Origin of the sequence: Micromonospora sp. NPDC007271 (genome assembly GCF_040634005.1) — a bacterium.
Lineage (GTDB): Bacteria > Actinomycetota > Actinomycetes > Mycobacteriales > Micromonosporaceae > Micromonospora.
In genome coordinates this window covers 42,045-58,944 of the sequence record NZ_JBEYER010000023.1, presented here as the reverse complement: position 1 = coordinate 58,944, position 16,900 = coordinate 42,045, and the positions used below count along the sequence as shown (strand labels likewise).

The 16,900-nt window shown below is 68.8% G+C and carries 20 protein-coding genes; 11 read left to right on the top strand and 9 right to left on the bottom strand.

Annotation, left to right across the window (positions count from 1 at the left end; all coding sequences use genetic code 11):
• The first annotated feature begins 47 nt into the window (after window positions 1-47).
• On the top strand, window positions 48-794 hold the full coding sequence (locus ABZ570_RS11290; protein WP_358060503.1) for a very short patch repair endonuclease: 747 nt from the start codon (window positions 48-50) through the stop codon (window positions 792-794).
• A gap of 11 nt (window positions 795-805) precedes the next feature.
• On the opposite strand, the gene ABZ570_RS11285 is transcribed toward ABZ570_RS11290, so the two are convergent.
• Complete coding sequence (locus ABZ570_RS11285) at window positions 806-1,954, bottom strand: Cfr10I/Bse634I family restriction endonuclease (protein ID WP_358060500.1); 1,149 nt, start codon at window positions 1,952-1,954, stop codon at window positions 806-808.
• Between the two features lie 47 nt (window positions 1,955-2,001).
• Entirely contained in the window at window positions 2,002-2,226 is a 225-nt protein-coding gene (locus tag ABZ570_RS11280) for a helix-turn-helix transcriptional regulator (protein WP_358060497.1), read from the bottom strand.
• Window positions 2,227-2,406: 180 nt separating this feature from the next.
• Between ABZ570_RS11280 and ABZ570_RS11275 the strand changes: the two genes are divergently transcribed.
• Window positions 2,407-3,681, top strand: a complete 1,275-nt coding sequence (locus tag ABZ570_RS11275) for a DNA cytosine methyltransferase (protein ID WP_358060494.1) — start codon at window positions 2,407-2,409, stop codon at window positions 3,679-3,681.
• Window positions 3,682-3,781: 100 nt separating this feature from the next.
• Here the strand turns inward: ABZ570_RS11275 and ABZ570_RS11270 are convergent, their stop codons facing one another.
• Window positions 3,782-4,696 (bottom strand): aminoglycoside phosphotransferase family protein, encoded by a 915-nt coding sequence (locus tag ABZ570_RS11270; protein ID WP_358060491.1) that lies wholly within the window; start codon window positions 4,694-4,696, stop codon window positions 3,782-3,784.
• Complete coding sequence (locus tag ABZ570_RS11265) at window positions 4,693-6,153, bottom strand: XRE family transcriptional regulator (RefSeq protein ID WP_358060533.1); 1,461 nt, start codon at window positions 6,151-6,153, stop codon at window positions 4,693-4,695. Before ABZ570_RS11265 ends, ABZ570_RS11270 begins: the two co-directional genes overlap by 4 nt.
• Before the next feature lie 188 nt (window positions 6,154-6,341).
• On the opposite strand from ABZ570_RS11265, the gene ABZ570_RS11260 reads away from it, so the two are divergent.
• The 5 genes from ABZ570_RS11260 to ABZ570_RS11240 all read left to right on the top strand — a co-directional run bounded on the left by ABZ570_RS11260 (window position 6,342) and on the right by ABZ570_RS11240 (window position 9,578).
• Window positions 6,342-6,815 (top strand): hypothetical protein, encoded by a 474-nt coding sequence (locus ABZ570_RS11260; RefSeq protein WP_358060488.1) that lies wholly within the window; start codon window positions 6,342-6,344, stop codon window positions 6,813-6,815.
• Between the two features lie 61 nt (window positions 6,816-6,876).
• Entirely contained in the window at window positions 6,877-7,689 is an 813-nt protein-coding gene (locus ABZ570_RS11255) for a hypothetical protein (RefSeq protein ID WP_358060485.1), read from the top strand.
• A 202-nt stretch (window positions 7,690-7,891) separates the two neighbouring features.
• Window positions 7,892-8,125, top strand: coding sequence for a hypothetical protein (locus ABZ570_RS11250; RefSeq protein WP_358060482.1), 234 nt, complete (start codon window positions 7,892-7,894; stop codon window positions 8,123-8,125).
• A complete protein-coding gene (locus ABZ570_RS11245; protein WP_358060479.1) occupies window positions 8,122-9,324 on the top strand; it encodes an FAD-binding oxidoreductase in 1,203 nt (400 codons plus the stop codon). Before ABZ570_RS11250 ends, ABZ570_RS11245 begins: the two co-directional genes overlap by 4 nt.
• On the top strand, window positions 9,321-9,578 hold the full coding sequence (locus tag ABZ570_RS11240) for a hypothetical protein (protein ID WP_358060476.1): 258 nt from the start codon (window positions 9,321-9,323) through the stop codon (window positions 9,576-9,578). Before ABZ570_RS11245 ends, ABZ570_RS11240 begins: the two co-directional genes overlap by 4 nt.
• A gap of 64 nt (window positions 9,579-9,642) precedes the next feature.
• Here ABZ570_RS11240 and ABZ570_RS11235 read toward each other — a convergent pair whose 3' ends face one another.
• Window positions 9,643-10,365: a hypothetical protein gene (locus ABZ570_RS11235; RefSeq protein ID WP_358060473.1), complete on the bottom strand. Its 723-nt coding sequence runs from the start codon at window positions 10,363-10,365 to the stop codon at window positions 9,643-9,645.
• A 409-nt stretch (window positions 10,366-10,774) separates the two neighbouring features.
• On the opposite strand from ABZ570_RS11235, the gene ABZ570_RS11230 reads away from it, so the two are divergent.
• Both ABZ570_RS11230 and ABZ570_RS11225 read left to right on the top strand, forming a co-directional pair.
• Window positions 10,775-11,503 carry a DUF6884 domain-containing protein gene (locus tag ABZ570_RS11230; RefSeq protein WP_358060470.1) on the top strand — a complete coding sequence of 243 codons (729 nt, stop codon included), beginning with the start codon at window positions 10,775-10,777 and terminating at the stop codon, window positions 11,501-11,503.
• 110 nt (window positions 11,504-11,613) lie between these two features.
• On the top strand, window positions 11,614-12,003 hold the full coding sequence (locus ABZ570_RS11225) for a GIY-YIG nuclease family protein (RefSeq protein ID WP_358060467.1): 390 nt from the start codon (window positions 11,614-11,616) through the stop codon (window positions 12,001-12,003).
• Between the two features lie 16 nt (window positions 12,004-12,019).
• Here ABZ570_RS11225 and ABZ570_RS11220 read toward each other — a convergent pair whose 3' ends face one another.
• Window positions 12,020-12,472 (bottom strand): MarR family winged helix-turn-helix transcriptional regulator, encoded by a 453-nt coding sequence (locus tag ABZ570_RS11220; RefSeq protein ID WP_358060464.1) that lies wholly within the window; start codon window positions 12,470-12,472, stop codon window positions 12,020-12,022.
• 97 nt (window positions 12,473-12,569) lie between these two features.
• Here ABZ570_RS11220 and ABZ570_RS11215 point away from each other — a divergent pair, with 97 nt between their 5' ends.
• Both ABZ570_RS11215 and ABZ570_RS11210 read left to right on the top strand, forming a co-directional pair.
• Complete coding sequence (locus ABZ570_RS11215; RefSeq protein WP_358060461.1) at window positions 12,570-13,862, top strand: phosphodiester glycosidase family protein; 1,293 nt, start codon at window positions 12,570-12,572, stop codon at window positions 13,860-13,862.
• Window positions 13,863-14,009: 147 nt separating this feature from the next.
• Window positions 14,010-14,630, top strand: a complete 621-nt coding sequence (locus ABZ570_RS11210; RefSeq protein ID WP_358060458.1) for a hypothetical protein — start codon at window positions 14,010-14,012, stop codon at window positions 14,628-14,630.
• A 48-nt stretch (window positions 14,631-14,678) separates the two neighbouring features.
• Here the strand turns inward: ABZ570_RS11210 and ABZ570_RS11205 are convergent, their stop codons facing one another.
• From ABZ570_RS11205 to ABZ570_RS11195, 3 genes are read right to left on the bottom strand one after another with little or no spacing between them, the layout of a single operon-like run.
• Entirely contained in the window at window positions 14,679-15,539 is an 861-nt protein-coding gene (locus ABZ570_RS11205; RefSeq protein WP_358060455.1) for a biotin-dependent carboxyltransferase family protein, read from the bottom strand.
• The gene (locus ABZ570_RS11200; protein WP_358060452.1) at window positions 15,536-16,153 is read right to left on the bottom strand and encodes an allophanate hydrolase subunit 1; all 618 of its coding nucleotides are present in this window, start codon (window positions 16,151-16,153) and stop codon (window positions 15,536-15,538) included. The genes ABZ570_RS11205 and ABZ570_RS11200 overlap by 4 nt, the downstream gene beginning before the upstream one ends.
• Window positions 16,150-16,899: a 5-oxoprolinase subunit PxpA gene (locus ABZ570_RS11195; RefSeq protein ID WP_358060449.1), complete on the bottom strand. Its 750-nt coding sequence runs from the start codon at window positions 16,897-16,899 to the stop codon at window positions 16,150-16,152. Before ABZ570_RS11195 ends, ABZ570_RS11200 begins: the two co-directional genes overlap by 4 nt.
• Window position 16,900 lies beyond the last annotated feature (1 nt).

Sequence of the window (16,900 nt, the reverse complement as noted above, 5' to 3'; positions counted from 1 at the left end):
ACTTGGCTCGTCGGCGAGCCGCGCGAGGGCTGGTAGACCCTTTTGCCATGACTGACCAGGTGCGGAAGCAAGCAATACCGGCGGATCTTGCCCCGCGAGCGAAGGTCGCCATTCCCGGCGCACCACGCCTGCACGAACAAGACTACCGGGACGAGCCAGCACTCCTCGATCTTCGCCATGTAATCCTCGCTGCAATCCTGCCGGCAGCGGTCGGCGGGGTTGGCCGGCCATCACACGGTTGCCCGATATGGGTAGTTGCGGGAGGAGGGCATGACCGCGCCTGGAAGACCACCACCGGTTCCACGTATCGTGAGCGCGTGACAGAGGTTCAGCTCGCTGCGGAAACCCCCATCGTAGTGGGTCCGTCGCCCGTACCGTCCTCAGCGGGGAGGCGCCGCGCGATGCAGCTGCAGCGGTCGCGCGATACCGTGCCCGAGATCGCGCTCAGAAAGTCCCTCCACAGACTCGGGCTACGGTTCCGCCTTCATCAGAGGCCGCTAGAGGGCCTGCGTCGGACTGTAGATATCGTCTTTCGACCAGCCAAGGTGGCAGTGGAGGTCCGGGGATGCTTCTGGCATGTATGCCCAGAACATGGAGCTCGCCCAAAGTCGAACGCAGCGTGGTGGGACGCCAAGTTGTCGCGGAATGAACAGCGGGATCGCGAAACAGCCCGCAGCCTAGAGGCGGCTGGCTGGAGACTCGTCGTCGTTTGGGAGCACGAGGACACAGCAGCGGCCGCGGAGCGCGTCGCGGAGATCGTACGTCTCCGCCGGGACGGAACGAAGCGGAACTAGGTTCCACGAGGCTAGCTGAATAGCGCGCCTTGGCCCGGGCTGGACGCCGGCCGGCCGGGAACGCCCCGCCGGTGCGCGCCGTGCCGGGCCCAGTCAGGGGCGAGGTCGACGGCGACGGCGATCTGCTCCTCGGCCCCGCTGTCCACCGCCGACGGGTAGTGGTCGATGGCGACAAGGTCCACCTGCGCCGTCGATGTCGCATCCACGAGCGCCATACGGCTGTTTAGGAACTGCAGAAACCGCTGCACGATCTGTGTTGCGTCGGCGGGCTCGTACAGCTCACGCACCGCTCGGTGTGCGTGATCCGTCCCCGCAGAGTGCAGCGATGCTGCTTGATAGATGCGGCCCGCCCTCGTGCCTTCCGTCGTTAGGGCGTGCACCTCGAATTCCACCCGCGGCGCACCAAGGTGCCCTTCAAGAAGGAACTGCATGACGTTCGCTTCGTAGAGCGGCTGGTAGAGCCGGTCGGAGCGTAGACTGCTTTTAAGCGCCATGGCCAGGATGATCTCGCCAGGTTCTAGCTGTCCCTCGACGCGGAGATGAGCTCTGCTCACGATCTGTTGTGATGAACGCGAGAGGTTCCCAAGGGGCGTCCGCCACACTTCGTTCTTGGCAATGTCCTCCGGGAGGACGACAATGGCGATGTCGGGTGTCGAGGTGGGCATAGACAGGTCTCGTTCCGCCAGCTGCTGGCGAATCGCGCCGATCTTGGTTCGCGCATCGGGAACAAGAAGGCGGACCCAGTCGTAGCGCCGTGGGAGGTTCAATACTGCGACCTGCCGCCTGGCATTGGGCTCAATGGCCGGTCGTCCATATCGAGGCGAGGTCGGCCAAGGGCCGCCACACATGAAACTATTCCAGTGCGCAGCAGTCTCCCATAGAATAGTTGAAGTGAGCTGCTCGTAGATGTCTCCGGTGACCTTTGCTATTGCGTTTGATGTGACGTTGAAATCCTCGCCGTAAAGCAGGTTCCCTTCATCCAAGGCGTTCTCTATAGCGCGCTTCGCTACTTGAAGAAACGGCATACTGTTCAGTCCGGGGGGACCCCACCCCGGAACGCTCGCATCGAACGTGTAGGCCAGCATGTTCTGCTGGGCGAGTCGGAACTGGGTGTCCCTACCCCGAACGGGCGTGTTACGCCTGTCCTCGATCAGACGCATGGATGGGGCTAGCGCCCGAGTGGCCACCTGGCTGAAGCGGAAGGGCACTACGCCATCTCCTCTGCGGTGCGAACTAGGTCCGCGATGCGTACATCCAGCGCTGCGGCCAGACGCTCTTGTGTTGCCAAGGTCGGGTTCCGCTTGCCGCGCTCCAGCCCGCTGACGTACGTGCGGTCGAGCCCGGACAGGGCAGCCAGCTGCTCCTGTGAGATCCCCTTCTCGGTGCGTGCACGTCTTACGGCCAGCCCGAAGGACGCCAGCAGCTCGGGCATGGGTCGGGCTTCGCGCACCCGAAGAACCTAATTGGACGTCGACCATCCGACCACGGACGATAAGTCACATCGCAGACCGGCTGACGACAAGGTCTGATGACTATGAGTCACAATCGCCGGTGGTCCGTGATCCCGTCGGCGGTCTCAGGTAGGTTGTAGCGCGCGAGATCAACGAGGAGCGTGTTGGCGTTGCCTGGATATGCAGCAGTATCTCTGTTTTCTGGCTGTGGCGGGTTCTGCGAGGGGGTCCGCCTCGCAGGATTCGAGGTCAGAGCCGCTGTAGAGATGGACCGCTTTGCCGCTCAGACCTACCGGGCCAACTTCCCGGAAGTTGCGCTGTTCCAAGGAGACGTGCACCACTTCCTTAACCCGGGTGCCGAGGAGTGGACTCGCGAAGCTTCGCGTTTCGAGGGTGTCGAAGAAGGCAAGATCGACCTGCTGTTCGGAGGTCCGCCTTGTCAAGGCTACAGCCAAATTGGCACGCGAATCCTCGACGACCCCCGCAATGAACTCTACCTGCAATTCATCCGTGTTCTCACGGCGCTGCGCCCCCGCCTCTTCATCATGGAGAACGTTCCCAATATGCTACTTCTGGCAAAGGGGAGATTTAAGAGAGAGGTCTTGGAGGCATTCGCCGCTGCCGGGTACAGCAATTGCGATGTCCAGGTGCTCGTGGCGTCGGACTACGGTGTGCCACAGGTCCGAAGGCGGGCAATCTTTGTCGGGATTCGAGATGGCGAGAAGCTCGACGAGCCTGTCCAGGACCTCATTCGGGATGCACTTGACGAAGAGAAGCAGCCCGTCCAGACCGTATGGGATGCGCTGCGTGATTTGCCAGAGCGGACGGCCATACACTACGAGCCTGTGTCCTACCCGAGGAGTTCGGTCCATAACGACATACTCGATGAGATGCGCCTGGACCGAGATGGACGCTGGTATCCTGCGGCAGGCAAGGCGCTCCTGCTTCCCCCCGGTGGACGTAGGCTGCATAACCACCACACGAAGGAGATCCAAGAGCGGCGGAAGAAACTCATCGCCATGCTTGCGCCTGGCGCCAAGGGCGACAGCCTTCCCAAGGAAGTCTGGAACGGGCTGCGCCCGGAGAAATGGAGGCGGCTGCCTCTTGATAAACCCGCCTACACCATTCTCGCCCAGATGCATCGCGACCTCTCGGAGTGGGTGCATCCTCGTTTCGAGCGATGGATCACAGTTCGGGAAGCTGCTCGCCTTCAGTCATTCCATGACGGCTTTGTCTTCCACTCAAGCGAATGGCAGATGCTGAAGCAGATTGGCAATGCGGTTCCGCCGCTCCTAGGGCGAGCTGTCGCTTCGGCGGCGCGGCAGGTCCTTGAGTCGCTAGACGGCCCAGCGAGGCCGATCCCTCTCCAGCGGCCTCGGCAGGGCGACCTGTTGCAGGAGCTTCATGCCTCTTTATCGGTCTCGGCTAGTTGCTGAGGAATCCAGCTCTGGCGGTGCGGCGAACGGTAAGGCAATGGGCCGTCCGGAGATGCTCCTTGGCCTGCCAAGGCATACCCGCCGGATCGCTCAGGCCGTCCTAGCCGGTGCGACCGGTCTCGGCGAAGGGTGTCCAGGGAGCATCAGGTTCATTTTCTCTCACCGATTTCAGGCGGGCGAAGAATTCTTCCCTGACGCCGGCCGAGCTTCGAAGAAGCGGAACTGCAGCGGCGATCATCTTCAGCTCCCGAGCCTCACGAAGCAAAGTCCAGTCCGGATCTTCGGTGACGTCGTACCCGTATGCGGCGGCCAAGGTCTCATGAATTCCGCGTCGGCCAAAGCGCACATCGCCAACCGCCACCGCGACTAGGTCGACCTGCCATGGACCCATACACGTGGCGTCGAAGTCGCAGAGCACCACGCGTCCGGCGTGGTCTCGGAGCAGGTTGGCAACGTGGGCGTCACCATGGACGAGTTGCGAGTTTGCCCGCTGTCGGACGGCGGTGAGCAGCGGGTCAAGCCGGTCGCACCAGTCGAGCAGAAACCTCCGATCCTCGCTGCCCAGCCCTTCGGCGTCGATGATCCGCAGCCGCGCATCGGCGACAGGGTCCCAGCTTGGCAATGGAAGCGGCGGAGGGCCGAGGGTGTGAAACTTGCGAAGAACGGCCCCGAGATCTGTGACCGTGGGCAATGGGGTAGCGGGTGGGATGTACTGCCAGACGGAAGCGAGCAAGTCATCAACCCGGACCGGCTGCGTGAGGTCCTCCGCGAGCCGGATCGTCGGTGCATTGATCTGCCCGAACCACCGCCCGAGGCCCACCACCTTGTGGACCCGCTCATGGAGGCGGTGAGACCTGGCGATGCGGATGACGATGCCAGCGGACGGCAGCGCGAACACCGCATTGTTCGTAAGCCGAAGCAGTCTTGCGTCGGCGGCGGGCAGGCCCAGCTCTTCGGACACCTGCTGCATTGCTGCGGTCATGACTTCTTCGGTGAAGCGACCCCTTTTGCTCATGCGGGTACAGGTTCGAAGGCAGCGAGGGTGCGGGCGAACTCGGCGACCTCCGGGACTGACCGATGCTTAACCAGATCACGCCGGAGATTCCGCACCCGGTCGACTGTCCGTCGGGACGTCAACTTTCTGGCGTGCTCAATGACACGACAGCCAAGGGCCACAGCCTGTTGTGGCTCCTCGGCGAGGAACATCGCGCTGCACAGGCCCACCTCGTTCAGCACCGTACTTCGTACGTTTTGCGGGCCGAACCCCGCGATCGCCTCCCGGACCCAGCGCACCGCCTCGGGCGCATAGGTGTTGTCCGCCCGCGCCAGGTCCCGGTAGACGCGGCCGTACTGGGCCAGTAGCTCGCCCCGGTCGTAGAAGCGCATCCACTCCGGTTCCCTGTCCACGACGATCCGGTCGAACGCGTCGGTCGACCTTCCGAGCGCGGTAAGGGCGTCCTGGCGCTGCCCGAGAGCGGCAAGTGATGCAGCCTCCGCGCCGTGCAGCATTGCCGAGACAGCCGGCGTGGCGGCCGAGCTGAGCTGGAGGCGCGCGAGCTGCAGGGTGGCGAGCGCGTCCCGGTTGTGGCGCTGGTGCTGCAACTGCCGGGCCTGGCAGTAGCGGACTCTCGCCGCCAGTAGCTTGTCATCGGCCGCCAAAGCAGCGCGCTCGGCGGCGACGAAATGCCGCTGCGCATGGTCGTGCAATCCCGCGTCGAGAGCCGCCCAGCCGGCCAGTTGGCGGGCCGCCGCGACCGAGGCGACGAGCGGGGGCGCCAGAGCCTCAGGGTGCGACCAATCGAGCAGGCTGTACACCGACTGGGCGAACCGGTCGACCTCTCGGTAGAGCAGCCCGCCACCACACTCGTAGTCCACCGACCGATACAGCTCAAGAACGGCGTTGAGCCGCACGATGTCGGCCGAGCCGAGCCGACGGGGAGAGCGGACGGCCACGCTGCCCAGCAGGCCGGCACCGACGGCGACGGCTGCTATGCCGGCCAGCATGGCTCGCCGGCCTTCGTCAGTTGCCATTGGTTGATCCAGCTCAGGTGGAGTGCTTCCGGCGGGTTGTGGGGGCGGGGCGGGACGCGTTCCAGGAAGGGCGAACCAGAGCTGGTTCGCAGGGATCCCGAGCAGCGCTGCCCAGTGGGTGAGCCGGTCCAGGTGCAGCAGCGGCGGCCCGTTCTCCACTCGGCTGAGCTGCGCCTGCGTGATCCCCAGCCACCCCGCCACCACCGTCTGCGGCAGCGGGTTCCGCCCGTGGTACGGGTGGTACCGGTACGTCCGGATCACTCGCCCGAGGTGCCGCTCCGCCAGCGCCTGGCGTACCGGCTCGTGCTCCCAGAAGCTCGCCGGCACAGTAGGCGGGCTGCTCAGGCGGTCGCGCTCGGCAGCCTGGCAGGGTGCGCAGCGCCCGCTGTCGTTGTCGCGGGCCAGGCGTCCCCCGCAGCGGGGACAGTTCGCACGTGTCACCGGCAACCTCGCCATTTCGCGGTTGGCTGTGTCGATGGTGCTCAGTCGAGCCTATCTATTCAAACCGTTCTGCGGGCGCGCGGTATACGTGCCGCGCATATCGACCATTCTCGCAGCGTCATGCAGTCCGCAGCCGGTCCTGTGCAGCCTGCAGATAAGGCAACCGCACTGCTGACGGAAGGAGCAGGATGCTCACCATCGACCGGGTCAGCACCGGCCGGAGGCTGGTCGCCGACGAGCTGTTCGCCCAGCTGACCGCCCGCATCGCCCGCGACCATCCCGAGCTGGCCGCCGACCTGCCGGCCAGGATCATGGACCAGGCGCTCGCCTTCCTCGGCGCCTGCGCCACTGCCGCCGAGCCTCTCGGTCCGAGCGACCTGGTAGATATCGGCTGGCACACGTTCATCCTGCACACCCGCGAGTACGCCGGCTTCTGCCAGCGCATCGCCGGCCGGTTCATCCACCACCAGCCCGACCCGCCGCCCGACGAGACCGGCCCCACCCCACCGGAACCGCTCGGTGCGCCGATCTCCCGGGCGGTCGACGCCATCCGCGACGCCGGCTTCGCCATCGACCAGGAGCTGTGGGCCGGGGCGGCGGCGGACTGCCAGTCCAAGTGCCACCAGTGCCATGCCGGCTGCCACAACAGCCCGACCAGGTGACACCTCCGGCGGCGGTCCCGGGCATACGCTGACCGGGACCGCCGTCCGGAAGGACTCACCGATGCCGCCCCACCGCCACCACTGGCACGATCTTCCCGTTGCGGTGCGACGCGAGGCCGAGTGGCACACCGGCGGGATCATCCGGGCAGAGTCGCTGCCGGACGGAGCATCGTGCGAACTCGCCGTCACCCTCCACACGCCCACCGGGCGGGTCTTCTGCAAGGGCGGGCAGGCGGACGGCCGAACTGGCTGGCTCTACCGCAAGGAAGCCCGGATCAACCCGTGGCTGCCCGACGCCGCACCCCGCCTCCGCTGGACCGTCGAGCGCGGCGGCTGGCTCCTGCTCGGCTTCGAGCACGTGCCCGGCCACCACCCGCGCTTGGAACCCGGCTCCCCGGACCTCGACGCCGTCGCTGACCTGCTGGCCACGCTCGCTCGGGAGCTGACACCCTGCCCGCCGGTCGAGGTGCAGGCGTTCACCGAGCGCTGGCGCGGACTCATCGCCCCCGAGCTGGTCGACGGGGACAGCCTGCTGCATACCGACATGACGCCCAGGAACTTTTTGCTCGGCGACCGGCTCCGGCTCGTCGACTGGTCTGCCCCCTGCCGGGGCGCCGCCTGGATCGACACCGCGTTCATGCTGGTCCGGCTCATCCGTGCCGGCCACAGCCCGGCCGGCGCCGAGCGCTGGGCAGCCCGCATCCCCGCCTTCGCAGATGCCGACGCCGAGGCGGTCACCGCCTTCACGGGCGCATTGGTCCGCCTCTGGGAGCGGATGCAACGCACCGCCCCGGCACCGCACCGTGGACCACTCCTCGACGCTGCCCGCCACTGGCACGCCTACCGCCTGAGCCGGCAGCCCGCCGCCACCTGACCAGCGTCACCGTGCGTATACGGATCGTGCATGACCGTCACGATCATCCCGGCATACCGGCACCCCTGAACTGAATCGACAGTGGACGCATGGCCCGGGGCGGGTGCTGGGCTCCGGCGATGTCGTGTCCCCCGTCGCGGCTGCGCCGTCCCCGCCCGCCCCGGTGCCGCTCCACGCATCACACCGCCGGAGGCACCCACCGATGTCCGCCGTACTCGCCGACTTTCCCGTCCTCACCCCGGTCACCGACGAAGACCTGGCCCTCGCCGCGCGGGCGGTCCGCGTCCACGCGCCGGAGCCCTGGCCGCACGGTCTGCTCTGCCGCAGCGAACGCGTCCCGTACCCGTGCCGCCTGGCCCGCTGGGGTCACGCCACCCTCGAAGCCGCCGGCTTCACCATGCAGCAGGCCGAGACGATCAAGGACGGCACCCGATGACCGAGCCGGAGGTACGCGAGGCGGTCGCCCGCTGGCTGAGCCTGGTGGCGGCGGACGCGGAGCTGTCCCCGTACCTGATCGGGGTGGACTGGGATCGGCTGAAGGCGCACCTGGCGCGGTCGCTCACGACCGCCAGAGGGAGAGCCGAGCCCGAGATCCCGCGCCTGGGCTGGTCGGAGGCGCAGCACCGGCGCGCGGCCGACTACCTGACGGGGGTCCTGAGGCCACGCCGGGAACCGAGCGCCGCGAGCTTCTGGGAGGCGGTGGAGGACCGCTGCCCCAGCCTGCTGCCGGAGCGGGAGGCCCCGCTGCTCCACGCCGCCCTGCACCAACTCGCGCGCAGAGCCGACGACCGCCCAAACCGGTGGGCGCTGCTGACGGTGCTCGGCCGCGCGTACCGTCGCTATGGCCTGCATCCGGCGCACGTCGCCGTCATCGACGACGCGCTACAGACCAGCGTGCCCTGGCAGAAAATCGAGCGGGCCGCCGCGCGGATGGGCGACGGCCCGGCCTGGTGGCCGGCCGAGGTGATCGGCCACGACCGGGCCTGCGACGGCGTCGCCGTCCTGACGGTACGGCCGTGGCGGCGGCTGCCGTACCAGCCTGGCCAGGCGGTGCCGGTGTGCACGTCGCGCCGGCCCGGCCGGTGGCGCTGGCTCTGCCCGGCGAACGCGCCGCGCCCGGACGGCACCGTCGAGCTGCACGTCCGTGCGGTCCGCGGCGGCGCCGTCTCCACCAGCCTGGTTCATGAGGTACGCCCCGGCGAGCTGCTCCACCTCGGCCCGCCCGTCGACACCGGGCTGAGCCTGGGCGACGGGCGGGACCTGCTGCTGGTGGCCGGCGGCACCGGGCTGGCGCCGCTGCGCGCCCTGGTCGAGCAGGTCGCCGCCGACCCGGGCGGCCGGCGGGTGACCCTGGTCGTCGGCGCGCGCTCGGTCGAAGCGTTGTACGACGCGGTCACCCTCGACAAGCTGCGCCACGACTGGCTGACCACCGTGCCCGCCTTCTCCCACGACGAGCTGGCCGAGCCGGGGGAGCGGGGCGACGCGCTCACCGTCGCCCTCGACCACCTGCGCCTCGACCATGAGGTGTACGTGTGCGGGCCGCCGGCGATGCTGGCCGGGTCGCGGCTGCGGCTGCTCGCCGCCGGGGTGCCCGCCGAGCGGATCCACCTGCCGGAACGGATCCCGTGGCGATGACCGTCTACCGCAGTCGGCATTCCCTACACGGCCCGCTCACCCCGGACCGGATCGTCGCCGTGCCGCTCCCGCTGACCCGGCGCGGGCGGCGCGGCTACCGGGTCGACGACGTCGACGCCCTGCTGCACCGCCTGGCGTACGAGCTGAGAGAACGGTCTCGAGAGCGGGATGAGGCGCGCGCCGAGAATCGGCGCATCAAGAAAGCCCTGCGGAGGTGGCAGTCGGCCGAGGCGGCGCGGAGGCTTGGCTCCTGACGGCCGGCCCCGATTCGGCGTCGTGACAGTTGATGAGGCGGCAGTCCCAACGGCGGGTGCGAGATCAAGCCGTTGGCGGCGGGCACCTGTCGGGAAGCGTCACCTGCCCTGGCCGGTGCCTGAACGTGTTCATCGTGAACCACTCGTCCAGCGCTGGATCGTAGAGGTTTTGAATGCCGAACTGCAGCACCTGCCGCCAGCGGCTCGGATCCCTCTGGTCGACGTAGACATCACCGAGCGCGAGCGGGATCCGGGGAAAGGCTCCCGGCTGGGTAAAGCCCGCAACCACACCAACCCGCCAATGATCGACGTACCGATCGTCGTCCCCTTGCAGAATCTCGGGTCCTACGAAGCGTGCGGTCTTCAGCAGGTCGTTCAGTATCTGTCGGTTGAAGAACCCCACCTGGTGGCAGGGCTGCGGCGGAATCGGCGGGATGCCCGGCCACTTGTAGGTGAGCGTGTAGAGCGTGTTGTGGTAGATCAGGTTTGTGAACCAGATCGGATACTCCGGGCCCCCGGCGATCATCTGACTGTCGCCGTCCCTACCCTGCCAGGTGAAGGGAACATCGATGCCGAGGTCGCGAACGATGTACCGGCCCGTTCCCTGAAAGTCTGCCGGGAGCAGCGGGGGGCGTGGCTCTTCCGGTACAGCGGGTGTGGTGCCGCCAGCCAGGCCCGTGCCGGGATCCGATGGGACCATGGCTATGGCCGGCGCGGCCGCGGCGATGGCGATCAAGCCGCCGACAGCCGCCGAGACCAGCGTCCGAAGTGCTCGGCTCGGTGCCATGTCCCCTCCTGGGTGTAAGACGGCTCGATCACGCTGGCGCTCCGACAGCGCGGGCGCTTCGGTGATCGTAAAGTCGGCGATTCTGAGCGATGGCCGAATCGGAGAATTAGTCACCTTTCGGGTCGGACGGGACGATCGCCGTCGCATCTGGTGGCGCTCCCGCAGTTCCGCCCGCACGGGGCTCGGCTTTAGGTCACCCGGCGACCGCGCCCGCATCGTCGCGCGAGTCTTCGGGCTAAGCGACATCCCCTCGTGAACCGGACCTGTCGATCTTTGCCGAGCCGGGGGAGCGCTCAGTATGCGTGGTTCCCAGGTTGCCTGCACCAAAGGACAGCCGGACGATCTATTCGGGGCAAGGTCTCGTTGAACGATTGGGGGCAAAACGTTGACCCAAGCTGCGTGGGAGCTGGTGCTGGCTGCCGCACGTGATCTGACCAGGCGCGGCCATACGGAGTTCAGCCGGGCCCAACTGCTCGACGAGGTGATGCGCCGGGACCCGGCCCGACTTCCTCAATCGCTTGGACCAGTCATTCAAGGCATGACGGCCAACGCGACCGGTGGACCGCCAAGCCCGTGCGGCACACCGCTGGAGCGCGTCGCCCATGGCCACTATCGACTTGTCGGCCAGTCGCCAGCAAGCGCCCAGCCGCTCCCGCCGCAGGCGGCGCCCGATGTGCCGGCCGGCGGCGCCGTCGACCTCGTCCTGGTGGGCTGCACCAAGACCAAGGCGAGCACGCCCTGCCCAGCCCGGATGCTCTACCGGTCTGCGCTGTTCGAGAAGCGGCGCCGGTACGCCGACGCCCGCAGCCGTGCCTGGTACGTGGTGAGCGCCGAACACGGGCTGGTGCATCCGGACACCTTGCTGGAGCCGTACGACGTTGCTCTTGCTGACCAGAGCGAGGACTACCGGCGGGCGTGGGCGCAGTGGGTTGTGGCCAAGCTGCGGCGGATCGAGCGCACCCTTCGTGGCCGGGTCGTCGAAATTCATGCCGGCGAGGCGTACGCCCGTCCTCTGCTGCCGTTGCTCCGTGCCGAGAACGCGATCGTCTCGCAACCGACCGCCGGGCTCGGCTTGGGCGAGCAGCTGTCGTGGTACAACCGGCAACCGGAAGCGCCGGTTGAGTCGCCAGCCAGCTGACTATGCACTCACTCGGCCACCTCATCGCCAAGGTCGACGGCACCGACCGCTCCCGGTGCCGCAACGACCAGACGATCTCGTTCGGGACCACGGGGGAGTAGCCTCCGGGGATGTCCGATTCCATGATCGACGGTCTGCTGGCCGGTTTCACGGATCCCGGGCCGTACACGATGGAGGCCGCCGCTGGCGCGCCCCAGGCGCCCGGCGTGCACGTGGTCCTCGACGGCGGCGTGGTCGTCTACGTCGGCTACACCGGGAACCTGCGCAACCGCCTGCGGCAGCACCTGACCGGCAACCGGGACTCGTCGGTGCTGCACGAGCAGGTCGGTCAGCTCCTCGACAAGCCCGGCCAGACGGCGTCCGCCGCGGACATCGCGGGCTGGCTGAGCCGGTGCGAGGTCCGCTGGCAGGAGACCGACAACCCGGAGGGTACGAAGGAGGCCCTGGTCCTGGCCCTCAAACCGCGCTTCAACCGGCAGGTCCCGAAGGCTCGGCGCTGAACCGCCCGCAGGCCATTCAGCCCTTGTCGTCTGCGCGCCTGCCCAACGCTGCTTCGACGTTGCCGGCCATGACCGACAGGATCCGGACGGTCTCGGCGTACTGCTCAGGGGTGAGCCCGTGCAGCAGCAACTGCCGGGTCTCGCCGACACGCTCGGCCGCCCTGCGATGCGCCGCGCGCCCCTGCTCGGTCAAGCTGAGCGTGTCGCCGTCGTCCGCCACCCATCCCTGCATGACTAGACGGTCAGGGCCGTCGAGGAACTTGACGTGGTGGGGGACGCCGTCCGGCCGGAACGGCGCCAGCGCCTGCTCGATCTCGCCGCGGCTTCGCGGCGCGCTAGCAAGCACGTTCAGGATCTGCCACTGCCGGCGGTCGAGGCCGAGGTCGCCCAGCGTTGCGTCGAACTGCTGCTCGATCAGGTTGTGGAGATGCTTCAGCCAGTAGCCGATCGGCTTGTCGGTGCCGCTCACATGAACTCCTTCGGGTCAGCTGTTCCTCAACCACAATTCGGCTCGCTGTCACGTGGAGTCGGGGACGTTGTTCCACAGCCGCACCAAGATCACCAGCATGACTGTTTCCACTGTTGACCCGTCCCGCTTCCGTCGGGCCGGGGCGCTCGCGGCGGCCACTCTGGCTGCGGTGGCGGTCGCCGCCGTCCCGCAGGCACGCGCCGAGGCCGCCGCCGGTGCCCTCCCGCTCGGCGACACCGACCTGCCCGAGGTCCGCACCACTCGCGCCCTGGCCGATGGTGTCACCCTCACCCGGATCGAGCGGGGCAGCGAGCCGGCGCCCGCCGCCCAGATCAACACCACCACCCGGGGTCCGTGGGTGGTCAAGGTGCTCACCATCGACCCGAGCGAGGCCCGGGGACACCTGAAGGCGACGTACGGCCCGAACCTGAGCCAGGTCGAGAAGACCACGGACCTGGTACGCACCTCCGGTGCCCTGGCCGGCGTCAACGCCTCCTTCTTCACCTTCACCGCCAGCCAGCTCTACCCCGGTGACCCGGTCGGGCTGGGGCTGTTCGGCGGGAAGCTGCTCAGCGAGCCCACCACCGACCCGGCCGAGGTCAGCTTCGTCGTCGACGCCAACAGCAACCGCGCCCTGACCGGCAAGCTGACCTGGTCGGGCAGCGTACGGAACCGGCAGACCGGGGCCAGCCTGCCGCTGGAATTCATCAACCACCCGCCGGTCGTGCCCGCCGGCTGCGCGGCCCTCGCCAACCAGACGGAGTGCACTCTCCCCGGCGACGTCGTCGAGTTCACCCCCGAGTTCGCCTCGTCCACCCCGTCCGGCGCGGGTGTGGAGGTCGTACTCGACCGGCTGGGCTGCGTGGTGCGAACCTTGACCACCCGCGGCACCGCGCTGGCCGCCGGCCAGACGTCGCTGCAGGCCACCGGGCGGGACACCGTCGCCCTGCTGGGCGCGACCGCGCGGGGCTGCGTGAGCGTGACCTCGACCCTGATCGACCAGGACGGCGAGAACCTTCCGGTGCGGCCGGGGCTGTTCGGGGTGAACGGGCGGTATCCGTTGACGGCGGACGGCCAGATCGTCGTCCCGGCCGGTTCCGGCAGCTTCTTCGACCGCAACCCGCGTACCATCGCCGGCACCACGCGGGACGGGAAGATCGTGCTCGCCACCATCGACGGCCGCCAGACCACCAGCGTCGGCACCACCATGGACGAGACCGCCGCCGTCGCACAGGCGCTCGGCATGTACGACGCGGTCAACCTCGACGGCGGCGGTTCCACCGCAATGGCCGTCGAGGGTGCCCTGGTCAGCCGGCCGAGCGGGTCGACCGAGCGGGCCGTCGGCGACGCGCTCGTCTACGTGGAGGGCCCGTACCGCAGCGGAAACTGACGCCGCCACGGACGGGAGCGTGACCGTGGGGTGCGGCCAGATCGGAACGACCGGGCCGGCCGCACCCTCAACTGGCCGACCCAGCTCGTATAGATCACGTTGACTGCGGCTGATAGACCGAATGGGGACGCGTCAAGGGGAGGTGCCGTGACTGAGGAAATGCCGGACCGGGCACTGACTGCGGCACTGGCCGATGCTGCGGCGATCCGGAGCACCATCGAGCGTAAGGCGATCCACAACCAGAACGTCATCGGTCTGCATCTCACAGTGGTCGCCGCGGTGGCCGGCATCATCCTCTCCGAGACGGCCGATCTCCGTCTGCTCCTTCTCCTGCCGCTCGTCAGCGCCGCGCTGGGTCTGAACGTCGTCTCGCAGTACCGTGACATCCGCATCGCGGGCGAGTACATCGAGCAGGTGTTGCGCCCGGCGATCGCCCAGTGCACCGGGAACGGAAACCTCTTCGGCTGGGAGACGTTCTACTGGAAGCGGAAGCACGATGGGCATCTGGCCCAAGCGGTGGCCATGGGTTTGATCTTCCCGGGCGTCTCCGCGCTCGCACTGGCGATCACCCTGCCCGCTGTGCGGACCCTGGCCGATCAGGTTGCCTGGGGGGCCGGGGCGGGGATGCTGCTGCTTCTGCTTGCTTCCTGGGCGAACCGGCTGGTGGAGATGGTCCGCGCCAGGCGCCTCCGGCTCAGGGAACTTCGGATGTCGCCGGAGCCGACGGCCAACACCGGGAAGGTCGAGGCGGAGTTGACGGCCGGCTGAACCGACGAGTGACAGCCGGCCGAGGCGGCGCGGCGTACCCGGCGGCGCTCAGGTGACGCGCAGCCGCAGCCTCTGCCCGGGTTTGGCTTGTGCCAGGAGTGGAAGGGATCTCGCGCGGACGACTCCGAGGACGGGGTAACCCCCCGTCACGGGATGGTCGGCGAGGAAGATGACCGGCTGTCCGGACGGCGGGATCTGGATGGCCCCGGCGACGAGTCCTTCGCTGGGAAGTTCGTCGTGGCGCGCTCGTTCGATCACGTTGCCCTGCAGCCGCATCCCGATCCGGTTCGTGTCGGGGCTCACCCGGTAGCTGTCCCGCAGCGCGTCGAGGGCGTTGTCGGCGAACCACCCGGGCCGGCGGAGGGGTTGGATGTCGATCACCGGCTCCTGCGGAAGGGGAGCCACCGGAGCCAGGTCCACCGGGGCGACCGGGCCGGCGGTCGCGTCGCCGATCGGCAGGATCTGGCCGGCCTTGAGCGGCGCTGGCCCGATTCCGGTGAGCGTGTCGGTCGAGCGGGAGCCCAGCACGGGGGGCACGGCTATCCCGCCCCGGACCGCCAGGTAACTGCGCAGGCCCGCGGCCGGGACGCCGATCTTCAGTACGCCGCCGGCGGGGACGAAGACCGGACCGTACGGCGCGCAGGCCCGACCCGCCGAGACGACCGGGGCGGGGGCCCCGGTGACCGCCACCCAGCAGGATCGGCTGAAGCGCGCGACCAGGCCACCCAGGGTCACTTCCAGGGCGGCGGCGGTCGGCGCGTTGCCGACCAGCCGGTTCGCCAGCTGGTACGCGGGCCGGTCGCAGGCACCGGAGGGGCTCACCCCGAGCCGGGCGAGCCCGGGCCGCCCGTCGTCCTGGATCGTGGTCAACGGGCCGGGCCGGACGATCTCGATGGTCCCGCTCGTCATCGCGTCACGCGCCGGAAGCGTACGCGCATGCCGGGCTGGAGCAGGGCGGGTGGCTCGCGGTCCAGGTCCCACATCTCGAGGGGGGTGTGCCCGAGGAGGCGCCAGCCACCGGGGGACTCCCGAGGGTAGACGGCGGTGTACTCGCCGGCCATCGCGATCGACCCGGTCGGGACTCTGGTCCGTGGCACGTCGCGTCGGGGCATGTGCAGGGCGGGATCCAGGCCGGTCAGGTAGGCGAACCCGGGGGCGAAGCCCATGAAGGCGACGACGTACTCGGCGGTTTCGTGGCGCCGGACGACCTCCTCCACGGACATGCCGAGGCTGGCCGCGACCTCGTCCAGGTCGGCGCCGTCGTAGCGGGCGGGCACCTCGACCAGGTCGCCGACCGCCCGGTCCACCGGGGGAATGCTCCTGGTCCGCAGCGTCGGTGCGGCCGCGTCGGCGGACTTCTCGTCTTGGAACACGACGAGCACGCTGGCCGCCGCGGACACCAGATCCGCCACGCCCGCGGGGGGCTCGCGCCGGATGGCGTCGTACAGCGCCAGCGCTTCGTGGTGGTCGGCGACCTCGATGAGCAGGGCGCGTTCGCCGTACGGCAGGACCCGCAGGGTCATGTGCGGGCCTTGACGGTCACGCCGGCGGCCGCGAGGGCCTGGCGTACGGCGCGGGCGATGGCGACGGCCTCCGGCGTGTCGCCGTGTACGCAGATCGACTGGGGCGCGACGTCGATGACCGTGTTGTCGTCGGCTTCGATGGTGCCCTCGACCACCATCCGTACGACGCGTGCGGCGATGACGTCGGGGTCGTGGAGGACGGCGTGCGGCAGCCGGCGTGACACCAGGGTGCCGTCGCTGCGGTAGGCGCGGTCGGCGAACGCCTCGGTCACCGGCTGGAGGTCGGCGTCGGCTGCCTGGCGCAACCAGGCGGATCCCGGCAGCCCGTAGACGGGGAGCGTGGGGTCGACGGCCCGCACCGCCGCGACCACGGCGGCGGCCTGCTCCTCGTGGGTGACGATGGCGTTGTACAGGGCGCCGTGCGGCTTCACGTACCGGACCCGGGTGCCCTCGGCACGGGCGATGCCGTCGAGGGCGGCGATCTGGTAGAGGACGTCGTTGGTCAGGTCCTCGGGGGCGACGTCGATGAAACGTCGCCCGAAGCCGGCCAGGTCCCGGTAGCCGACCTGGGCGCCCACGGAGACGCCGCGCCGGGCGGCCATGGCGCAGACCCGGCGCATGGTCGAGGCGTCGCCCGCGTGGTAGCCGCAGGCGACGTTGGCGCTGGTGACGATGTCGATCAGCGAGGCGTCGTCGCCCATCGGCCAGATGCCGAACGCCTCGCCCAGGTCCGCGTTGAGGTCCACG